The organism is Silvania hatchlandensis (assembly GCF_025564065.1).
Classification (GTDB): Bacteria; Pseudomonadota; Gammaproteobacteria; order Enterobacterales; family Enterobacteriaceae; genus Enterobacter; species Enterobacter hatchlandensis.
The window spans coordinates 41,063-60,510 of sequence record NZ_JAMGZK010000032.1 but is presented as its reverse complement, the minus strand read 5'-3'; the positions used below and the strand labels follow the sequence as shown (position 1 = coordinate 60,510).

Annotated in this window: 17 protein-coding genes and 4 tRNA genes; 15 read left to right on the top strand and 6 right to left on the bottom strand. The window is 56.9% G+C overall.

Annotation, left to right across the window (positions count from 1 at the left end; translation table 11 throughout):
* The 9 genes from wzxE (at window position 1) to M8014_RS00740 (ending at window position 6,633) form a co-directional block, all read left to right on the top strand.
* Entirely contained in the window at window positions 1–1,251 is a 1,251-nt protein-coding gene (gene wzxE, locus M8014_RS00780; protein WP_271280682.1) for a lipid III flippase WzxE, read from the top strand.
* Entirely contained in the window at window positions 1,248–2,327 is a 1,080-nt protein-coding gene (locus M8014_RS00775; RefSeq protein WP_271280681.1) for a TDP-N-acetylfucosamine:lipid II N-acetylfucosaminyltransferase, read from the top strand. Before wzxE ends, M8014_RS00775 begins: the two co-directional genes overlap by 4 nt.
* Window positions 2,324–3,676 (top strand): ECA oligosaccharide polymerase, encoded by a 1,353-nt coding sequence (gene wzyE, locus M8014_RS00770; protein ID WP_271280680.1) that lies wholly within the window; start codon window positions 2,324–2,326, stop codon window positions 3,674–3,676. Before M8014_RS00775 ends, wzyE begins: the two co-directional genes overlap by 4 nt.
* A gap of 12 nt (window positions 3,677–3,688) precedes the next feature.
* Entirely contained in the window at window positions 3,689–4,429 is a 741-nt protein-coding gene (gene wecG / locus M8014_RS00765) for a lipopolysaccharide N-acetylmannosaminouronosyltransferase (RefSeq protein ID WP_271280679.1), read from the top strand.
* A gap of 267 nt (window positions 4,430–4,696) precedes the next feature.
* Entirely contained in the window at window positions 4,697–6,082 is a 1,386-nt protein-coding gene (gene thrP, locus M8014_RS00760; protein WP_271280678.1) for a bifunctional threonine/serine APC transporter ThrP, read from the top strand.
* 103 nt (window positions 6,083–6,185) lie between these two features.
* A tRNA-Arg gene (locus tag M8014_RS00755) sits at window positions 6,186–6,262 on the top strand.
* 67 nt (window positions 6,263–6,329) lie between these two features.
* Window positions 6,330–6,405 (top strand) — tRNA-His (locus tag M8014_RS00750).
* 21 nt (window positions 6,406–6,426) lie between these two features.
* Window positions 6,427–6,512 (top strand) — tRNA-Leu (locus M8014_RS00745).
* A gap of 44 nt (window positions 6,513–6,556) precedes the next feature.
* Window positions 6,557–6,633: transfer RNA gene (locus tag M8014_RS00740), tRNA-Pro, on the top strand.
* A gap of 499 nt (window positions 6,634–7,132) precedes the next feature.
* Here M8014_RS00740 and M8014_RS00735 read toward each other — a convergent pair.
* The 5 genes from M8014_RS00735 to hemC all read right to left on the bottom strand — a co-directional run bounded on the left by M8014_RS00735 (window position 7,133) and on the right by hemC (window position 12,597).
* Window positions 7,133–8,338: an MFS transporter gene (locus M8014_RS00735; protein WP_271280677.1), complete on the bottom strand. Its 1,206-nt coding sequence runs from the start codon at window positions 8,336–8,338 to the stop codon at window positions 7,133–7,135.
* A 179-nt stretch (window positions 8,339–8,517) separates the two neighbouring features.
* Window positions 8,518–9,714, bottom strand: coding sequence for a protoheme IX biogenesis protein HemY (gene hemY, locus M8014_RS00730; RefSeq protein WP_271280676.1), 1,197 nt, complete (start codon window positions 9,712–9,714; stop codon window positions 8,518–8,520).
* A 2-nt stretch (window positions 9,715–9,716) separates the two neighbouring features.
* Window positions 9,717–10,898, bottom strand: coding sequence for a uroporphyrinogen-III C-methyltransferase (gene hemX, locus M8014_RS00725; RefSeq protein WP_271280675.1), 1,182 nt, complete (start codon window positions 10,896–10,898; stop codon window positions 9,717–9,719).
* A gap of 20 nt (window positions 10,899–10,918) precedes the next feature.
* Window positions 10,919–11,659 carry a uroporphyrinogen-III synthase gene (gene hemD / locus M8014_RS00720; protein ID WP_271280674.1) on the bottom strand — a complete coding sequence of 247 codons (741 nt, stop codon included), beginning with the start codon at window positions 11,657–11,659 and terminating at the stop codon, window positions 10,919–10,921.
* Window positions 11,656–12,597 carry a hydroxymethylbilane synthase gene (hemC, locus tag M8014_RS00715; RefSeq protein WP_271280673.1) on the bottom strand — a complete coding sequence of 314 codons (942 nt, stop codon included), beginning with the start codon at window positions 12,595–12,597 and terminating at the stop codon, window positions 11,656–11,658. The genes hemD and hemC overlap by 4 nt, the downstream gene beginning before the upstream one ends.
* 341 nt (window positions 12,598–12,938) lie before the next feature.
* Between hemC and cyaA the strand changes: the two genes are divergently transcribed.
* On the top strand, window positions 12,939–15,482 hold the full coding sequence (gene cyaA / locus M8014_RS00710; RefSeq protein WP_271280672.1) for a class I adenylate cyclase: 2,544 nt from the start codon (window positions 12,939–12,941) through the stop codon (window positions 15,480–15,482).
* A gap of 90 nt (window positions 15,483–15,572) precedes the next feature.
* Here the strand turns inward: cyaA and cyaY are convergent, their stop codons facing one another.
* Complete coding sequence (gene cyaY / locus M8014_RS00705; protein WP_271280671.1) at window positions 15,573–15,896, bottom strand: iron donor protein CyaY; 324 nt, start codon at window positions 15,894–15,896, stop codon at window positions 15,573–15,575.
* 137 nt (window positions 15,897–16,033) lie between these two features.
* Between cyaY and lptM the strand changes: the two genes are divergently transcribed.
* The 5 genes from lptM to yigB are packed head-to-tail and all read left to right on the top strand — an operon-like array spanning window position 16,034 to window position 19,410.
* A complete protein-coding gene (gene lptM, locus M8014_RS00700) occupies window positions 16,034–16,237 on the top strand; it encodes an LPS translocon maturation chaperone LptM (RefSeq protein WP_271280670.1) in 204 nt (67 codons plus the stop codon).
* A gap of 32 nt (window positions 16,238–16,269) precedes the next feature.
* Window positions 16,270–17,094 carry a diaminopimelate epimerase gene (gene dapF, locus M8014_RS00695; RefSeq protein WP_271266082.1) on the top strand — a complete coding sequence of 275 codons (825 nt, stop codon included), beginning with the start codon at window positions 16,270–16,272 and terminating at the stop codon, window positions 17,092–17,094.
* Entirely contained in the window at window positions 17,091–17,798 is a 708-nt protein-coding gene (locus tag M8014_RS00690; RefSeq protein WP_271280669.1) for a DUF484 domain-containing protein, read from the top strand. The genes dapF and M8014_RS00690 overlap by 4 nt, the downstream gene beginning before the upstream one ends.
* Window positions 17,795–18,694, top strand: coding sequence for a tyrosine recombinase XerC (gene xerC / locus M8014_RS00685; RefSeq protein ID WP_271280668.1), 900 nt, complete (start codon window positions 17,795–17,797; stop codon window positions 18,692–18,694). The genes M8014_RS00690 and xerC overlap by 4 nt, the downstream gene beginning before the upstream one ends.
* On the top strand, window positions 18,694–19,410 hold the full coding sequence (gene yigB / locus M8014_RS00680) for a 5-amino-6-(5-phospho-D-ribitylamino)uracil phosphatase YigB (protein WP_271280667.1): 717 nt from the start codon (window positions 18,694–18,696) through the stop codon (window positions 19,408–19,410). Before xerC ends, yigB begins: the two co-directional genes overlap by 1 nt.
* Window positions 19,411–19,448 lie beyond the last annotated feature (38 nt).

Sequence of the window (19,448 nt, the reverse complement as noted above, 5' to 3'; positions counted from 1 at the left end):
ATGTCTCTGGCGAAAGCATCGGTGTGGACCGCCGCGTCCACACTCGTCAAGATCGGCGTAGGCTTGTTAGTCGTTAAACTGCTGGCCGTGTCGTTTGGCCCTGCGGGCGTCGGGCAGGCGGGTAACTTCCGCCAGCTGGTCACCGTGCTGGGCGTGTTGGCCGGGGCGGGTATTTTCAACGGCGTGACCAAGTACGTCGCACAATATCACGACGATGCGGCACAGCTGCGCAAGGTGGTGGGAACCTCATCAGCGATGGTGCTGGGCTTTTCCACCCTGCTGGCGGTGATCTTTTTACTGGCGGCCGCGCCCATCAGCCAGGGGCTGTTTGGTCACACGGGTTATCAGGGCCTGGTGCGGCTGGTGGCGCTGGTGCAGATGGGCATCGCCTGGGCTAACCTGCTACTGGCGCTGATGAAGGGCTTCCGCGATGCCGCCGGCAATGCGCTGGCGCTGATCGTCGGCAGCCTGATTGGGGTGATCGCCTATTACGCCTGTTATCGTCTCGGCGGCTACGAAGGCGCGCTGCTGGGCCTGGCGCTGGTGCCAGCGCTGGTGGTGATCCCGGCGGCGGTGATGCTGATGCGCAGAGGCACGATTCCGCTGCACTATCTCAAGCCCCAGTGGGACAGGCTCCTCGCGGGACAGCTGGGTAAATTTACCCTGATGGCGATGATCACCTCCGTGACCCTGCCAGTGGCCTACGTGATGATGCGAAACCTGCTAGCGGCGCATTACAGCTGGGATGAGGTGGGGATCTGGCAAGGGGTCAGCAGCATCTCTGATGCCTACCTGCAGTTCATCACCGCTTCGTTTAGCGTCTACCTCCTGCCAACCCTGTCGCGCCTGACGGGGCGTCAGGAGATCACCCGCGAGATACTCCGCTCCCTGCGCTTTGTGCTTCCGGCGGTGGCTGCGGCCAGCTTTACCGTCTGGCTCCTGCGCGATGTGGCGATCTGGCTGCTGTTCTCAGCCAAATTTATCGCCATGCGCGATCTGTTTGCCTGGCAACTGGTGGGCGATGTGCTGAAAGTAGGCGCTTACGTCTTTGGCTATCTGGTGATCGCCAAAGCTTCGCTGCGGCTCTATATTCTGGCCGAAATTAGCCAGTTCGCGCTGCTCACCGCTTTCTCACACTGGCTGATCCCCGCGCACGGCGCACTGGGGGCAGCCCAGGCCTATATGGCCACCTACATTGTCTATTTTGCTGCCTGTTGCGGCGTCTTTTTACTTTGGCATAAACGCGCATGACTGCACTGATTCACGTCCTGGGATCGGATATCCCACACCATAACCAGACCGTTCTGCGGTTCTTTAATGACGAACTGGCACCCGGCAGCGAGCTGGCGCGCGAATTTATGGTGGCGGGGCACGATAATGGGCTGAGCGCCGCGTGCCCGGCACTGCAGCTGACCTTCTGGCCAGACAAAGCAACCCTGGCTAAAGCGGTGATCGCCAAAGCCAAAGCGGATCGCCAGCAGCGTTTCTTTTTCCATGGGCAGTTTAATACCGGCCTATGGCTGGCGCTGCTGAGTGGTGGCATTAAGCCCGCCCAGTTTAACTGGCATATCTGGGGTGCCGATCTGTATGAAGTCTCCCAGGGATGGAAGTTCCGTCTCTTCTACCCGCTGCGTCGCATGGCGCAGGGACGGGTGGGCCGCGTCTTTGCCACCCGCGGTGACCTTAATTATTTTGCCCAGCGTCATCCCAACGTACGCGGTGAACGGCTCTATTTTCCAACCCGCATGGATCCGGCGCTGAACGGGTTAGCCAACGAGGCGAAACGCGCGGGCAAGCTGACGATTCTGGTGGGCAATTCCGGGGATCGCAGCAATGAGCACAGTGCCGCCCTGAAGGCGGTCCATCAGCAATTTGGTGATACGGTCAACGTGGTTGTGCCGATGGGCTATCCTGCTAATAACGCGGCGTACATTGATGAGGTCCGTCAGAACGGGCTGGCGCTGTTCAGTCCGGAGAATCTGCAGATCCTCAGCGAAAAGCTGGCCTTTGACGACTACCTCGCGCTGCTGCGCCAGTGCGATCTTGGTTACTTTATTTTCGCGCGCCAGCAGGGGATTGGCACGCTATGCCTGCTGATTCAGGCCGGCGTGCCGTGCGTACTTAACCGCGATAACCCGTTCTGGCATGATATGGCAGAGCAGCACATTCCGGTACTCTTCACCACTGACGGCCTCAATGAGGCGGTGGTGCGGGAAGCACAGCGACAGCTGGCGCAGGTGGATAAAAACGCGATCGATTTCTTCCGCCCTAACTACCTCACGCCGTGGCATCAGGCGCTGCGGATCGCCTCAGGAGACAATACATGAGCCAGTTGCAATTTAGCGGCTTGTTAGTCATCTGGCTGCTGAGCGCGCTGTTTATCGCCACCCTGACCTGGTTTGAGTTCCGCCGGGTGCGCTTTAACTTCAACGTCTTCTTCTCGCTGCTGTTCCTGCTGACCTTTTACTTCGGCTTCCCGCTGACCAGTATTCTGGTGTTCCGCTTCGACGTGGGGGTCGTACCGCCGGAGATCCTGATGCAGGCGCTGCTGTCGGCCACCTGCTTCTATGCGGTCTACTACGTCGCCTACAAGACGCGGCTAAAACCCGCTGGCCACACCGCGCCCCGAAGGCCGCTGTTTACCATGAACCGGGTGGAGACGCATCTCACCTGGGTGATGCTGATGCTGATTGCGCTGTTCACTGTCGGTATCTTCTTTATGCACAACGGCTTTTTGCTGTTTAAGCTCAACTCCTACAGCCAGATCTTCTCCAGTGAAGTCTCCGGCGTGGCGCTTAAGCGCTTCTTCTACTTCTTCATCCCGGCGATGCTGGTGGTCTATTTTCTGCGCCAGGATGCACGGGCGTGGCTGTTCTTCCTCGTCAGCACCCTGGCGTTTGGCCTGTTGACCTACATGATTGTCGGCGGCACGCGCGCGAATATCATCATCGCCTTCGCCATCTTCCTGTTTATCGGCATCATTCGCGGCTGGATCTCGCTGTGGATGCTGGCAGCGGCGGGGGTGATGGGGATTGTCGGCATGTTCTGGCTGGCGCTGAAGCGCTATGGCATGAATGTCAGTGGTGACGAGGCATTTTACACTTTCCTGTATCTGACCCGCGACACCTTCTCGCCGTGGGAAAACTTAGCCCTGTTGCTGCAGAACTACGACAAAATCGACTTCCAGGGGCTGGCACCTGTTGTGCGCGATTTCTATGTCTTCATTCCCACCTGGCTCTGGCCTGACAGGCCGGGCATCGTGCTGAATACTGCCAACTATTTCACCTGGGAAGTGCTTAACAACCACTCGGGGCTGGCGATTTCGCCGACGCTGATTGGGTCGCTGGTGGTAATGGGCGGTGGCTGGTTTATCCTGCCGGGTGCCATTGCCGTGGGGCTTATCATCAAATGGTTCGACTGGCTGTATACGCTGGGTAACCGGGAGACGAACCGCTATAAGGCCGCGATTTTGCATAGTTTCTGTTTCGGTGCCATTTTCAATATGATCGTGCTGGCGCGTGAGGGGCTGGATTCGTTTGTCTCCCGCGTGGTCTTCTTTATGGTGGTTTTTGGCGCCTGCCTGCTGATGGCGAAGCTGCTGTACTGGCTGTTCGACGTTGCCGGGTTAGTGCATAAACGTGAACCGGCAAGCGGCAGGACGCTTTCGCGAGTCTGATTAAGGATAGTAATGACGGATAATACCTCTGCGCCGCAGTATGACCTGCGTGGCCTGAAGCTGATCGGCTGGCGCGATATGCAACACGCGCTGGACTACCTGTGCGCCGGTGGCAGGATAAAAACCGGTACCCTCGTGGCCATCAATGCAGAAAAAATGCTTACCATTGAGGATAACGCCCAGGTTCGCGATCTGATCGAGGCGGCTGAGTTTAAATATGCCGACGGGATCAGCGTGGTGCGCTCGGTGCGTAAAAAATACCCGGATGCCAATATCTCCCGCGTAGCAGGGGCCGATCTCTGGGAGGCGCTGATGGCGCGAGCGGGCATAGACGGAACGCCGGTCTTTCTGATTGGCGGCAAGCCCGAGATCCTCGCGCAAACAGAGCAGAAGCTGCGCGCGCAGTGGCAGGTAAACATCGTTGGCAGTCAGGATGGCTACTTCAGCGCCGATCAGCAGCAGGCGCTGTTCGCGCGTATTCGCGACAGCGGGGCGAAGATTGTCACCGTGGCGATGGGATCGCCGCGCCAGGAGATCCTGATGCGCGACTGCCGTCAGGTGTGTCCGGATGCGCTGTATATGGGCGTAGGCGGCACCTACGACGTCTTTACCGGCCACGTTAAGCGCGCGCCAAAAGTGTGGCAGAACCTGGGACTGGAGTGGCTGTATCGGCTGCTGTCGCAGCCCAGCCGCATCACCCGCCAGCTGCGTCTGCTGCGTTATCTCGGCTGGCACTACTCCGGTCGCCTGTAATTTCCCGCTGCAGCGCGACAGACGCTTCGCGCTGCACATCCCCGGCAGAATCTGCTGGTTTTATGTGCAATACATTCATTTTTTTAACGCATCATTTGCCATTTCACCGATTTTAAGAAACCATTCCTCCCCTCACTACCGCACCAGGCTGTTTTTGCACCAACCGTAAACATTGACGGTCGATTTTGCATAGCCTGCGATAGCACATCTTTACCCATAACAATAACCGGCGCAGGCCGGGAAAATAGCAAGCACAACCGAGGATTTATGGCAGAGAAAAAACCGGAGCTTCAGCGTGGGCTGGAAGCTCGTCATATCGAACTTATCGCCCTGGGGGGGACGATTGGCGTAGGCCTGTTTATGGGCTCCGCCAGCACCCTGAAATGGGCGGGGCCGTCGGTCCTGCTGGCGTATATCGTCGCTGGACTGTTCGTCTTCTTCATCATGCGATCGATGGGCGAAATGTTGTTCCTTGAACCGGTTGCCGGTTCGTTTGCCGTATACGCACACCGTTACATGAGCCCGTTTTTCGGCTACCTCACCGCGTGGTCGTACTGGTTTATGTGGATGGCGGTCGGGATATCGGAGATCACCGCCATTGGGGTCTACGTGCAGTTCTGGTTCCCTGAGATGGCGCAGTGGATACCCGCGCTCATTGCCGTGGGTCTGGTGGCACTGGCCAACCTTGCCGCCGTGCGCCTGTACGGCGAGATCGAGTTCTGGTTTGCGATGATTAAAGTGACCACCATTATCGTGATGATTGTGGTCGGCCTTGGGGTGATCTTCTTTGGCCTCGGCAACGGCGGGCAGGCTGTCGGTTTTGGTAATCTGACCGAGCACGGTGGCTTCTTCGCCGGCGGGTGGAAGGGCTTCCTGACGGCGCTCTGTATCGTGGTAGCCTCTTACCAGGGGGTTGAGCTTATCGGCATCACCGCAGGTGAAGCGAAAAACCCTCAGGTCACACTGCGCAGCGCGGTTGGTAAAGTGCTGTGGCGGATCCTGATTTTCTACGTGGGCGCCATTTTCGTTATTGTTACCATCTTCCCGTGGAACCAGATTGGCACCACCGGCAGCCCGTTCGTGCTGACCTTTGCGAAGATTGGTATTACTGCCGCAGCGGGCATTATTAACTTTGTGGTACTGACGGCTGCACTGTCTGGCTGTAACAGCGGGATGTACAGCTGCGGGCGTATGCTGTACGCGCTGGCGAAGAACCGTCAGCTTCCGGCGGCGATGGGAAAAGTGTCGCGCGTGGGTGTGCCGGTGGCGGGCGTGGCGGTTTCTATCCTCATCCTGCTGGTGGGGTCCTGCCTGAACTACATCATTCCGAACCCACAGCGGGTGTTTGTTTATGTCTACAGCGCCAGCGTGCTGCCGGGTATGGTGCCGTGGTTTGTGATCCTGATTAGCCAGATACGTTTTCGTCAGGCGCATAAAAAAGCGATCGCCAGCCATCCGTTCCGCTCAATTCTGTTCCCGTGGGCAAACTATTTGACGATGGCGTTCCTGATCTGCGTGTTGATCGGGATGTATTTCAATGAAGACACCCGCATGTCGCTGTTTGTCGGTGCGATCTTCATGGCTGTCGTTTCGCTCGAATACAAGCTTTTTGGCTTGGGTCGCCATGTAGAAAGTCTGAAAACGAAGGAATAATCGGCAAAATGCGCAATGTATAATCAAATGCGCATTTATTTTAAAAAAAGCACTAGACAGCAGAGCGAGACCTCCGTAATATCCAGCCCCGCAACGGCGCTAAGCGCCCGTAGCTCAGCTGGATAGAGCGCTGCCCTCCGGAGGCAGAGGTCTCAGGTTCGAATCCTGTCGGGCGCACCATTCACCCGGTGCTGGAGCTGCGGTGGTCTGTTAAGTAGGCAGAACCGCGTGAAAGAATAAAGTTGTGGTGGCTATAGCTCAGTTGGTAGAGCCCTGGATTGTGATTCCAGTTGTCGTGGGTTCGAGTCCCATTAGCCACCCCATTATTAGATAGGTTGTGAATTGCGAAGGTGGCGGAATTGGTAGACGCGCTAGCTTCAGGTGTTAGTGTCCTTAGGATGTGGGGGTTCGAGTCCCCCCCCTCGCACCACGACTTATATTGAATTGAACTAAAAATTCAAAAAAGCAGTAAAACGGCGAGTAGCGCAGCTTGGTAGCGCAACTGGTTTGGGACCAGTGGGTCGGAGGTTCGAATCCTCTCTCGCCGACCAATTTTGAACCCCGCTTCGGCGGGGTTTTTTGTTTTCTGCTATTCCTGCCCGTGTTGTTAATTGCCGACAGCGATGTCTCAGCCTGTCGCGAATAGGTGACACTTATCCATATGAAAAATAATAAGATTTTCTTTTGCCTTGATTAGTGTCGCTCTCAGGCGACAACTTGCCGATCCCACAGGTGCTTTCTGCTGCCTCAATGCTGCCGGCGTGGCATAAATTCCTTTTATCTTAAAAAGTTGCGCGATGTACAACTTCCGTATGCAACGTTGGCACGTTGCGTGCAATAATATCTATGTAGATGCTCATTCCACCTCTTATGCTCGCCTTAGGCCTCATAAACTCCGGAATGATGCAGAGCCATTTACGGTGCTTATCGTCCACTGACAGATGTCGCTTCGGCCTCATCAAACACCCTGGGCACAACGTTGAGTGAAGCACCACAAGTTGTCAAATGACCTTTTTAACGCCTGCTTTTTAGCAGGCGTTTTTTTATTCTTTATTGGCGATACCGCAGCATGATCCCCGCCACCATCAGTAACGCCCCCGTCGACACACTATACAACGCCTGCATCGGCCCCAGCGAGGCGGCAACCAGCGCGGCGATGCAGGTAAACAACGAGGCGCTGACGGTTTGCCATCGCCATGCTTTTCCGCTGGCAGAAGAGACCTCGGTTGCCTGAAAGCTGCTTAATACGCTAAACGTGCCAGCCGCAAAGACAATGTTGGAGGCCAGATGGGCGAGAAACACCACCCCCAGTATTTGCACGCCAGATAACAAAGGGATCACGCCGTAAGCGATCAAAAAGAGACCAAGACAGAGCAGCAGGAGTCGGTTTTGGCTGGCAAAGTGCGGCAAGCTGTCTCTTTTCAGGAGCAGGGGGCCGCACAATTGCCCCAGGCTGCGGGCGAAGAGTAAGGGCAGCGCCAGGCCTGCGGCGTCTTCCGGTTCAATTTGCTGCGCCAGCGCAGGAAGCAGCGCCATGGCCGGCGATCCCACGGCGGCGAGGGCGGGTAACAGCAAAAGACTGCGCTTTTGCTGAGGTGTCAGCGTCAGCCAGCGCATCGCGACGGGTCGGGCGGTTTCTGCTGCGTGATAGGGGGCAAGAGAAGGCAGTGATCTACCTGCAAGCATCAGCATCAGCAACGAGCCAGCAAACGTGAGTGCGTCGATCCCAACCAGGGTCATGGCAGGAAGAGAATGGAAAAGTACGATGCCCAGCCCTGTCCCTGCCAGCACCTGAGACGCAAAAATGATATTTTCCAGACAGGTTGCTGCAGGCAATTCGGCCTCTGACAGCCCGCGCTTGAACAGCAAGGTGAGCGCTGGCCAGCTCATTCCGCTTAGAAAGGCTTCGGTGGAATGAACTGCCAGCAACGCCGTGATGCTATGAAAATGAATCCCCAGCAGCGGAAACAGCAGGGCGGCTAAACCCAGACACTCTGTTGCTACCAGCAGTGTGATGGGTGAAAAAGAGTGGCACAGCTTCTCCCCGACCAGGCTGCCCAAAAATCCGGGTAGCGTCGCAAACAGGTATGCCAGGGTTAACAGCGAAGCGGGAGCCTGCCAGTCTAGCAGCAGACCAAAGACCAGAACCTGAGTTAAGCCATTTCCCAGGGAAGTAAAGAGAAAGGCGCAGGCCAGCATTCGCAGCCAGCGATGACAGCGGAGCGCGCTAACAAGCGCATACAAAAGCGTATTCATGAACAATCCTTTCAAAAACGATTAAGTCCACGCGGCAAGGCGCGTGCAGGAAAAATGTTTAATGAAAGGACGTCGTTACATTGGCGGATGCGATCCTGAGTGAGGTTGCAGAAAATGTAGCAGCAGAAAGCGTTTGTGAGAAGGGGATAAAAAAGGAGGCCGTCTGGCCTCCTGTTAAGTTACTGCGGGGAATTGTTCTGCAACGTCAGCAGCAGGCCATCGCGACGCATTGCGGCGGCTTCTTCCGGCATGTGCAGCTTATCCAGCGTGTCGGCAAGCCAGGCGTAATCGAACGCATCCGGACGCTGCTTCAGCGCGGCGCGGAAAGCGAGGCTGGCTTCCTTCCATTCGCCATGTTTCGCCAGCGACTGACCCAGGGTGCTCCACAGCAGCGGGCGGTCGCCCACGGTTTTGATTTGCTGACGGAGCATTTTCTCGATCTGTTCCGGATTATTGGTTTTCAGACGCGGGATCACCATCACCAGCCGATCGTCGTACTGACGCTTCAGGCCATCCAGAATAATGCCCTGCGCCGTGTCATGATCGTCACACTCAATGAGATGCTCCGCCATGGCCACCTGCAGTGGTACCTGCTGGCGCGTTTTACGGCTCTGGTTTTTCCACCAGGTTTTCAGACCATCGCTACCCTGATCGGCACGCGCCTGGTCCATCAGACCAATCCAGGCCTGACGTTGCAGGTCATCGCGCTGTTCATCATCACCCACTTCGGCTTTTGCCATCGACGGGATAATGTCCAGCAGTGAGCCCCATGCGCCGGTGCGGATATAGGCTTGCTCAGCCAGACGCAGCACTTCCGGATGACGCGGGGCGATCTCCAGCAGGTGATCGACACCGTGGCGGGCAGCGTGATTCTCATTGCGCGCCAGCTGCAGGCGCACGCGGGTGATCTCGACCGGGATCGGATCTTTCTCTGCCAGCTCGGATGCGCGCTCCAGATGCTGATTGGCGCGGATTTCATCCCCACGCTGCTGCGCTGCTTCTGCTGCCAGCAGATAATTTACCACCGGCTGTTCGGCATGATCGGCATTCTTCGACATCAGCTTTTCAACCTGCTGATAATCGCCTTCGGCCAGCTTCAGCAGGGCCTGTTCGGTCTGCTTACGCGCACGGCGGCGCTTGCGGCCGACAAACCAGCTGCGGGTATGCGCGCCGGTGCGGAAAATACGGCGCAGGCTCCACTCGATCGCCAGGAAAGCCACCATCACGAGGATCAGAATGATCGCTAAACCGGTGACGCTGGTTTCAATGTTGTAGTTATCGGTCTGGATCAGCACATAGCCCTGATGACCCGCCAGAATTGGGCCGAGCACGATCCCGGCGATCAGCAGCGCGAAGAGTAATAAGACTTTAATCATGATTACTCTCCTTGTGGTGCGCTGTCAGGGGCCGGTGCTGGCGCCGGTGCCTCAGCAGCAGGTTCCGCCGCGACGCCCGGCTGGGCCAACAGGTTACGCACACGCGTTTGCATCAGCTTTTCCATAATCGGCTGGCTTTCCAGTTTATCCGGCACGTTCATGGTGATGTTTTGCTGGCTTAGCTTGTCCACTTCGTCGAGGAAGGCCGTGGTGGTGGCATCATCGGTATCGTAGTAAGCGCGTACCCAGGTCGAAACGTTATCCAGCGCCTGTTTATAGGTCTCTTCCTGATGGCGTGGCACCGCCTGCGCGGCCACCAGCAGACGGGAACGAATGTTCTCACGCAGGTAGACATCCTGATTCGGGGCAAGCAGCGGTACGGCCGTTTCATCGCGACGGCGAACGGTAATAAAGCTGTCCATAAAGTTCTGCCAGCTTTTTTGCAGGTTAATGCGCCATTCGCTCAGTGAGCTGGAAAGCTCACTGCTGTCGGAATCCATCGGGGAGTCGTCGTCGTTATTATCTGCCAGACGCAGGTTATCGATCTGGTTCGACAGCTGGTTCACTTTCAGAATGATGCCGTCGTAATCCACCTGTGAGACGGTCGCCAGGCTGGCGATATCTTCGGTCAGCGCACGACGGGCGGCGATCAGGCTAGGGTCATTCATGTCACCGAGGCTGGCATCCGCGCTTTTCAGCAGGGCTGCGGCGGTAGTGACATCCTGATCGCTCCACAGCTTACGCCCGGCCAGTTTGACCAGGAAATCAGCCTGCGCCAGCAGCCAGGTTTTGGCGTCTGTGCCGGAAATGGTCGCCACTTTTTGCTGCATCTCATCCAGCTGTTTGGTCAGGTCGGCCTGCTGGCGACTGGCATCGGTCAGCTGCGCGGCCTGCTGTTTGATGATCGCGTCCAGCTCCGCTTTTTGCGCCTGCTGAGACTGTTGCAGGGCGGTTATCTGCGTGACCAGCGCATCGCTGGTGGTGGCGTGGTTGGTGGCTTGTTTTTTCACCAGGCCATACAGGCCAACGCCTGCGGCCAGCGCAATGGCGATCGCTATCGCACTCAGCGCCAGGCTGGTTTTGTTGCTGCCCTGTTTTTTCTCAGTTGTCTCTGGCTGTGGCGTAACATCCACAGTCTCCCTGGTCTCTTCAACCACGGCGGAGGATTTTTCTTGTTCCGTCATTATGGCTTCCCATTTGAGAGTTATTGTAATGCGCGCAGCAGCGCATCGTTGTCGGCGTTATCAGCGATCCGAATATCTTGCCAGCCCAGTTCCCGGGCGAGGTTCGCCAGACGCTCACTGACGACCAGCAGTCGACAGCGGAGTAACCAGTTTTCACGATACCATTCCGGGATAAGCGACCAGAGTTGTTGGAGCATTTCACCGCTGGTGACCACCAGGGTGGTGACGCCGCGCGACTGCCAGCGCATGGCCTCTTGCGCCCCGTCATAGTACTTATTACAACGTTGATAACATTCACAAAATATCACTTCGGCCCCGCGTTCACGGAGCGTATCGCCCAGCAGATCGCGTCCACCGTTACCGCGCAGAATCAGGGCGCGCTTCCCTGCAACAGATTGTAATTCAGGTAATTGTAGCAAGACTTCGCTGATTTCCCGATCAAGTGGATAACGAACATCCTGACTGCTTTCGGTATGCAGCGCCAGAGCGGTGGTCCGGCCAATAGCAAAATAGCCTGGCTCATCAGGCCAGCGCTGGCCGTCCTGCTGTAGCCGGGCGTGGGCAAACTCTACGGCATGTTGCGACAGGGCAAACAGCAGATCGTCTGCCTGCAGCGCGCGAAGATGACCGGCGAGCATCGGCAGCTCCCGGCCAGGGGAAAATTCAATCAGCGGAAAGCTCCAGGCCACCTGCCCCAGTGCGCGCAGACGGCTCACTAACTGATCTCCAGCGGGAGAAGGGCGGGTGACAAGAATACTCATGCCGGGGGTTCTCCGTTATACACGTCAGCGAGGATTTCGCGGGCGCCATTGTTGAGCAGCTCTTCCGCCAGCGAAACGCCCAGCGTTTCTGCATCCTGCGGTTTACCGCGACGTTCGCCACGCACCATCTGCGAACCGTCGGGGGCGCCAACCAGCGCGCGTAGCCACAGTTCGCCATCGATTAATTCAGCATAGCTGCCAATCGGTACCTGACATCCCCCCTCCAGACGCGTGTTCATGGCGCGCTCGGCCTGCACACGGATCGCCGTTTCATGGTGGTTGAGGGGCGCCAGCAGTGCATGGGTGCGCGTATCATCAAGGCGGCACTCAATGCCGACGGCACCCTGGCCGACGGCTGGCAGCGACTGTTCGGGGGAGAGCGCCACGCGAATTCGCGATTCCAGCCCCAGACGCTTCAGGCCTGCAACCGCCAGAATAATGGCATCATATTCACCGTTATCCAGTTTGCTGAGGCGGGTGCCGACGTTGCCGCGTAGCGAGCGAATAATCAGGTCAGGACGACACTCGGCCAGCTGGCACTGGCGGCGTAAACTTGACGTGCCAACCACGCTGCCCTGGGGCAGCGCCGCCAGCGAGTCGTAGTGGTTGGAAACAAAGGCGTCACGGGGATCTTCACGCTCGCAAATGGTGACCAGTCCCAGCCCCTCGGGGAAATCAACCGGCACGTCTTTCATTGAGTGGACCGCGATATCGGCGCGATCCTCGAGCAGCGCCATCTCCAGCTCTTTTACAAACAAGCCTTTACCGCCGACTTTCGCCAGCGGGGTATCAAGAATCACATCGCCGCGGGTGACCATCGGCACCAGCTCAACGCGTAAACCCGCATGGCAGGCTTCGAGGCGCTGCTTCACATATTGTGCCTGCCAGAGCGCAAGTGGGCTTTGGCGTGTGGCAATTCTTAAAACATTGTCTAACATGCTTGTTACCGTCTTAATCGTCTGCTGACCATCCTAACATTGTTGTCTCTGGACTGTCAGTTTTACGGACGTTGAAGGGAATCAGGACAAGGCGGCGACGCAAGTTGCCTGCAGCCGTATTCAGGAATTTACAGGTACAGAACGGTGCTACACTTGTATGTAGCGCATCTTTCTTTACGGTCAATCGGCAAGGTGTTAGATTGATCACGTTTTAGACCATTTTTTCGTCTCTCAGACCATAAAGACAAGGGCGAAAAGGCTGACAGCTATTTCTGAATTCTGTGAATGCATAATCCTCGGTCCGACTGAAGATTAGAGCTTCTAAACATCAGGCGATACTCTTGTACCTCTACATTGAGACTCTGAAACAGCGACTGGATGCCATCAATCAACTGCGTGTCGATCGCGCGCTTGCTGCCATGGGACCTGCTTTCCAACAGGTTTACAGTCTACTGCCGACATTGCTGCATTATCACCATCCGCTGATGCCGGGTTACCTTGATGGTAACGTTCCCCAGGGCATCTGCATCTTCACGCCTGATGAAACCCAACAGCACTATCTGAACGAGCTGGAACTCTACCGTGGCATGCCGCCGCAGGAATCGCCAAAAGGCGAACTGCCGATCACCGGCCTCTATACCATGGGCAGCACCTCATCGGTCGGGCAGAGCTGTTCTTCCGATCTGGATATCTGGGTCTGTCATCAGTCGTGGCTCGATAACGAAGAGCGCCAGCTGTTGCAGCGTAAGTGCAGCCTGCTGGAGAGCTGGGCCGCGTCGCTCGGCGTGGAAGTCAGCTTCTTCCTGATCGATGAAAACCGTTTCCGCCATAATGAAAGCGGCAGTCTGGGTGGTGAAGACTGCGGTTCGACGCAGCACATCTTATTGCTGGATGAATTTTATCGTACCGCCGTGCGTCTGGCCGGTAAGCGTATTCTGTGGAATATGGTGCCGTGCGATGAAGAAGAGCATTACGACGATTACGTCATGATGCTTTACTCCCAGGGGGTACTGACGCCGAACGAGTGGCTGGATCTGGGCGGCTTAAGCTCCCTGTCCGCCGAAGAGTATTTCGGCGCGAGCCTGTGGCAGCTGTATAAAAGTATCGATTCACCGTACAAAGCGGTGCTGAAAACCCTGCTGCTCGAAGCCTATTCGTGGGAATACCCGACGCCTCGCCTGCTGGCGAAAGACATCAAACAGCGTCTGCATGACGGCGAAATCGTCTCCTTCGGGCTCGATGCTTACTGCATGATGCTCGAGCGCGTTACCGAATACCTGAAAGCCATTGACGATCCAACCCGTCTGGATCTGGTTCGTCGATGTTTCTATCTCAAAGTCTGTGAAAAGCTCAGCCGTGAACGCGCGTGCGTTGGCTGGCGTCGTGAAGTGCTCAGTCAGTTAGTAAAAGAGTGGGGATGGGACGAAGAGCGCCTGTCAATGCTTGATAACCGCGCCAACTGGAAAATCGATCAGGTACGTGAAGCGCATAACGAACTGCTCGATGCCATGATGCAGAGCTACCGAAACCTGATCCGCTTTGCCCGTCGTAACAACCTTAGCGTCTCTGCCAGCCCGCAGGATATCGGGGTGTTGACCCGTAAGCTGTACGCCGCGTTTGAAGCACTGCCGGGTAAAGTTACTCTGGTGAACCCGCAGATTTCGCCGGACCTGTCCGAACCGAACCTGACTTTCATCTATGTTCCGCCAGGTCGTGCAAACCGGACCGGTTGGTATCTCTACAACCGCGCGCCGAATATGGATTCGATCGTCAGCCATCAGCCGCTGGAGTATAACCGTTACCTGAACAAGCTGGTGGCGTGGGCCTGGTTTAACGGCCTGCTGACCTCCCGTACCCGCCTGTTCATTAAAGGCAACGAGGTGGTCGATCTTGCGAAACTGCAGGAAATGGTCGCCGATGTATCGCACCACTTCCCGCTGCGTCTGCCAGCGCCGACGCCAAAAGCGCTCTACAGCCCGTGTGAAATTCGTCACCTGGCGATCATCGTTAACCTGGAATATGACCCAACGGCGGCGTTCCGCAATCAGGTGGTACATTTCGATTTCCGCAAGCTGGATGTATTCAGCTTTGGTGAGCAGCAAAACTGCCTGGTGGGCAGCGTGGACCTTCTGTACCGCAACTCGTGGAATGAGGTGCGTACCCTGCACTTCAACGGCGAGCAGGCGATGATCGAAGCGTTGAAAACCATCCTCGGTAAGATGCATCAGGATGCGGCGCCACCGGACAGTGTCGAAGTGTTCTGCTACAGCCAGCATCTGCGCGGTCTTATCCGTACCCGCGTCCAGCAACTGGTCTCTGAGTGCATCGATTTACGCCTCTCCAGCACCCGTCAGGAAACCGGACGCTTCAAAGCGCTGCGCGTCTCCGGACAAACCTGGGGTCTGTTCTTTGAACGTCTGAATGTTTCGGTGCAGAAGCTGGAAAACGCCATCGAGTTTTATGGCGCTATTTCGCACAACAAACTGCACGGTCTGTCGGTTCAGGTTGAAACCAACCACGTCAAACTGCCGCAGGTGGTGGATGGCTTTGCCAGCGAAGGGATTATTCAGTTCTTCTTCGAAGAGGCGGGGGACGAGTCAGGTTTCAATATCTATATTCTGGATGAGACCAACCGCGCCGAGGTGTATCACCACTGCGAAGGCAGTAAAGAAGACCTGGTGCGCGACGTCAGCCGCTTCTACTCTTCCTCGCATGACCGTTTCACCTACGGTTCAAGTTTTATTAACTTCAACCTGCCGCAGTTCTATCAGATTGTGAAGATCGATGGCCGGGCGCAGGTGATACCGTTCCGCACTCAGGCGATTACCGCTGCCGCACCTGCCAATCAGGAGGCTACTCCGCTGTTACAGCAGTATTTTTCATAAAAGCGGTGTGATGCCCTAACCCTGGCTCTCTCCCACGGGGAGAGGGTGTAAAGACAAAAAAACCTTCTCTTTAAGAGAAGGTTTTTGTTTTTAACCTCGGAAGCTGACCGCTTCGCCTGACTGCTGCGTAGCCGCCTGCTCCAGCAGATCCCAGAACGCCTCACCGCTGCGATCGCAAATCCACGCGTCGCCTTTCAGGTTGAAATGGTAGCCGCCCTGTTTGGTGGCCAGCCACACCTGATGCAGCGGCTCCTGACGATTGATAATAATCTTGCTGCCGTTCTCAAAGCTGAGGGTCAGCACACCGCCGTTAATTTCACAGTCGATGTCGCTGTCGCCATCCCAGTCGTCCAGGCGTTCTTCGATGGTCTGCCACAGGTTATCGGCAAGGCGATGGAATTCACTGTCATTCATGGTTCTGTTCCTGTTTTTCGTGATGGCGGCAGTATAACGCTAAATAATTCCCGTTGCAGGTTAGCGGCAAACTCTTGCTTTTGTGGCCTCTCCTGCGATGATAGAAACAGAAAGCACGAACTTACAGGCAACCCATAATGAAAAACGTTTTTCGAACGCTTGCCGTTCTCCTCACTCTGTTTAGCCTGACGGGCTGTGGTCTGAAAGGGCCGCTCTATTTCCCGCCAGCGGATAAAACTGCGCCGCCGCCAACCAAAAAAGCGGAAAGCACCATGGAAACCTCAGTGCCGGGTCGTAACGATCGTGGCGATGCGGGCGGTCCCAGCCAGGTGAATTACTGACGAGCGTTCTGATCCGCGCAATGGAGTGAATAATGCAGTTCTCTAAAATGCATGGCCTTGGCAATGATTTTATGGTCGTCGACGCGGTAACGCAGAATGTCTTCTTCTCTCCGGAGCTGATCCGCCGCCTGGCCGATCGGCACCTGGGGGTAGGCTTTGATCAGCTGCTGGTGGTTGAACCACCTTACGATCCGGATCTCGATTTTCATTATCGCATCTTCAATGCCGACGGCAGCGAAGTGTCCCAGTGCGGCAACGGCGCGCGCTGTTTTGCCCGCTTTGTGCGTCTGAAAGGCCTCACCAACAAACGCGATATTCGCGTCAGTACCGCCAACGGGCGCATGGTCCTGAGCGTCACCGACGACGAGCTGGTGCGGGTGAACATGGGTGAACCTAACTTTGAGCCGTCCCAGGTGCCGTTTCGCGCTAATAAAGCGGAAAAGACCTATATCATGCGCGTGGCCGAACAGACAGTCTTGTGCGGCGTGGTCTCAATGGGCAATCCGCACTGCGTGATCCAGGTTGAAGATGTGGCGACGGCACCTGTCGAAACCCTCGGTCCGGTACTGGAAAGCCATGAGCGCTTCCCGGAACGCGCCAACATTGGCTTTATGCAGGTGCTCACCCGGGAACACATTCGCCTGCGCGTATTTGAACGCGGGGCGGGCGAGACGCAGGCCTGCGGTAGCGGCGCCTGTGCAGCCGTCGCCGTCGGGATCGCGCAAGGTTTACTGGCGGAAGAGGTGCGCGTGGATTTACCGGGCGGACGTCTTGATATCGCCTGGAAAGGCCCGGGTCAGCCGCTGTATATGACTGGCCCGGCAACACAAGTTTATGACGGGTTTATCCATCTATGAAACAACCAGGAGAAGAACTGCAGGAGACGCTGACGGCAATGGACGACCGGGCGGTTGTCGATTATCTGCTGCGCCATCCTGAGTTTTTTATTCGTAATGCCCGGGTGGTGGAAGAGATGCGCGTGCCGCATCCGATTCGCGGAACGGTATCGCTGGTCGAATGGCATATGGCGCGCTCGCGCAATCACATCAACCATCTTGAAGAGAACATCTCGCTGCTGATGGAGCAGGCCAGCAGTAATGAAGGCCTGTTTTATCGCCTGCTGAACCTGCAATCGCGGCTGGCCTCAGCCAGCAGTCTGGATGAATTTCTGATGCGCTTTCATCGCTGGGGTAAGGAGCTGGGGCTGGCGGGCGCAACGATTCGCCTGTTCCCGGATCGCTGGCGCATTGGTGCGCCGTCCGGGTTTACTCACCTGGCATTGCAGCGTCAGGCGTTTGAGCCGCTGCGTATTCAGCGTCTGGGTCCTGAGAATCACTATCTTGGGCCACTAAACGGACCTGAGCTGCTGGTGGTTCTGCCGGAAGCGAAAGCCATCGGCTCGGTGGCGATGTCGCTGATGGGGCGCGAAGGCGATCTCGGCGTCATGCTATTTTCCAGCCGCGATCCGCAGCATTATCAGCAGGGACAAGGGACGCAGTTACTCCAGGAGATCGCGCAGATGCTGCCCGAGCTGCTGGAACGCTGGATTGAGCGCGTATGAGCGATCTCCTTGCGCCGACGGTGACGCGTTTTCTGCGCTACCTCGGCGTGGAACGCCAGCTCAGCCCAGTCACCTTGCTGAACTATCAGCGCCAGCTTGATGCCATCATGCAGCTGGCCGCTGAGATGAACCTGACCAGCTGGCAACACTGCGATGCCGCCACCGTGCGGGCGTTTGCCGTGCGCAGCCGCCGTAAAGGGCTCGGCCCTGCCAGCCTGGCGCTGCGGCTCTCCGCGTTACGCAGCCTCTTCGACTGGATGGTCAGCCAGGGCGAGCTCAAGGCGAACCCGGCTAAAGGGATCGCGGCACCTAAAGCACCGCGCCATCTGCCTAAAAATATCGATGTTGATGACGTTAATCGCCTGCTGGATATCGATCTGAACGATCCGCTGGCGGTGCGCGATCGGGCGATGCTGGAAGTGATGTACGGTGCCGGGCTGCGTCTGTCTGAGCTGGTAAACCTTGATATCAAACACCTCGATCTGGAGACCGGCGAAGTGTGGGTGATGGGCAAAGGCAGCAAAGAGCGTCGCCTGCCGATTGGCCGCAATGCGGTGGTGTGGATTGAGCACTGGCTGGATCTGCGCGGGCTGTTTGGCACCGAAGAAAATGCCCTGTTCCTGTCGAAACTGGGCAAACGTATCTCGGCGCGTAATGTGCAAAAACGCTTTGCCGAGTGGGGCATTAAGCAGGGGCTGAACAGCCATGTTCATCCCCACAAGCTGCGCCACTCGTTCGCCACGCACATGCTCGAGTCCAGCGGCGATCTGCGCGGGGTGCAGGAGCTGCTGGGCCACGCCAATTTATCGACCACCCAAATCTATACCCATCTCGATTTTCAACACCTTGCCTCGGTGTACGACGCGGCGCATCCACGCGCCAAACGGGGGAAATAATGCGTTTTTATCGTCCATTAGGCCAAATCTCTGCACTGACGTTCGACCTTGATGACACCCTTTACGACAACCGTGAGGTGATCCTGCGTACCGAGCGGGAAGCGCTGGCGTTTGTGCAAAACTACCATCCGGCGTTAAACGCGCTGGAGAACAAAGAGTTTCACCGCCTGCGTCAGGCGTTACGGCAAACCGAGCCGGACATCTATCATGACGTCACCGAATGGCGCCGTCGTGCCGTGGAGCAGGCGATGCTGAACGCCGGCCTGACCGCCGCTGAGGCCGCGCTGGGCGCAGAGGCGTCCATGGCGCACTTCGCCACCTGGCGCAGCCGTATCGACGTGCCGCAGGAGACTCACGACACGCTGGCGAAGCTGGCCGCGAAGTGGCCACTGGTGGCGATCACCAACGGTAACGCCCAGCCAGAGCTGTTCGGTTTGGGCGACTACTTTGATTTCGTCCTGCGCGCGGGTCCACACGGCCGTTCCAAGCCCTTTAACGACATGTACCATCTGGGCGCCGACAAGCTCGGCCTGCCGCTGGGTGAAATCCTGCACGTCGGCGATGACCTGACCACCGATGTCGCCGGGGCGATCCGCTGCGGTATGCAGGCCTGCTGGATCAAACCGGAAAACGCCGATCTGATGCAGACCCACGACAGCCGCCTGCTGCCACACGTTGAAATTTCGCGGTTGGCATCCCTCACCACGCTGATATAATCACCAGTAGTATTGTATAAATTAACAGTATGCCCGGC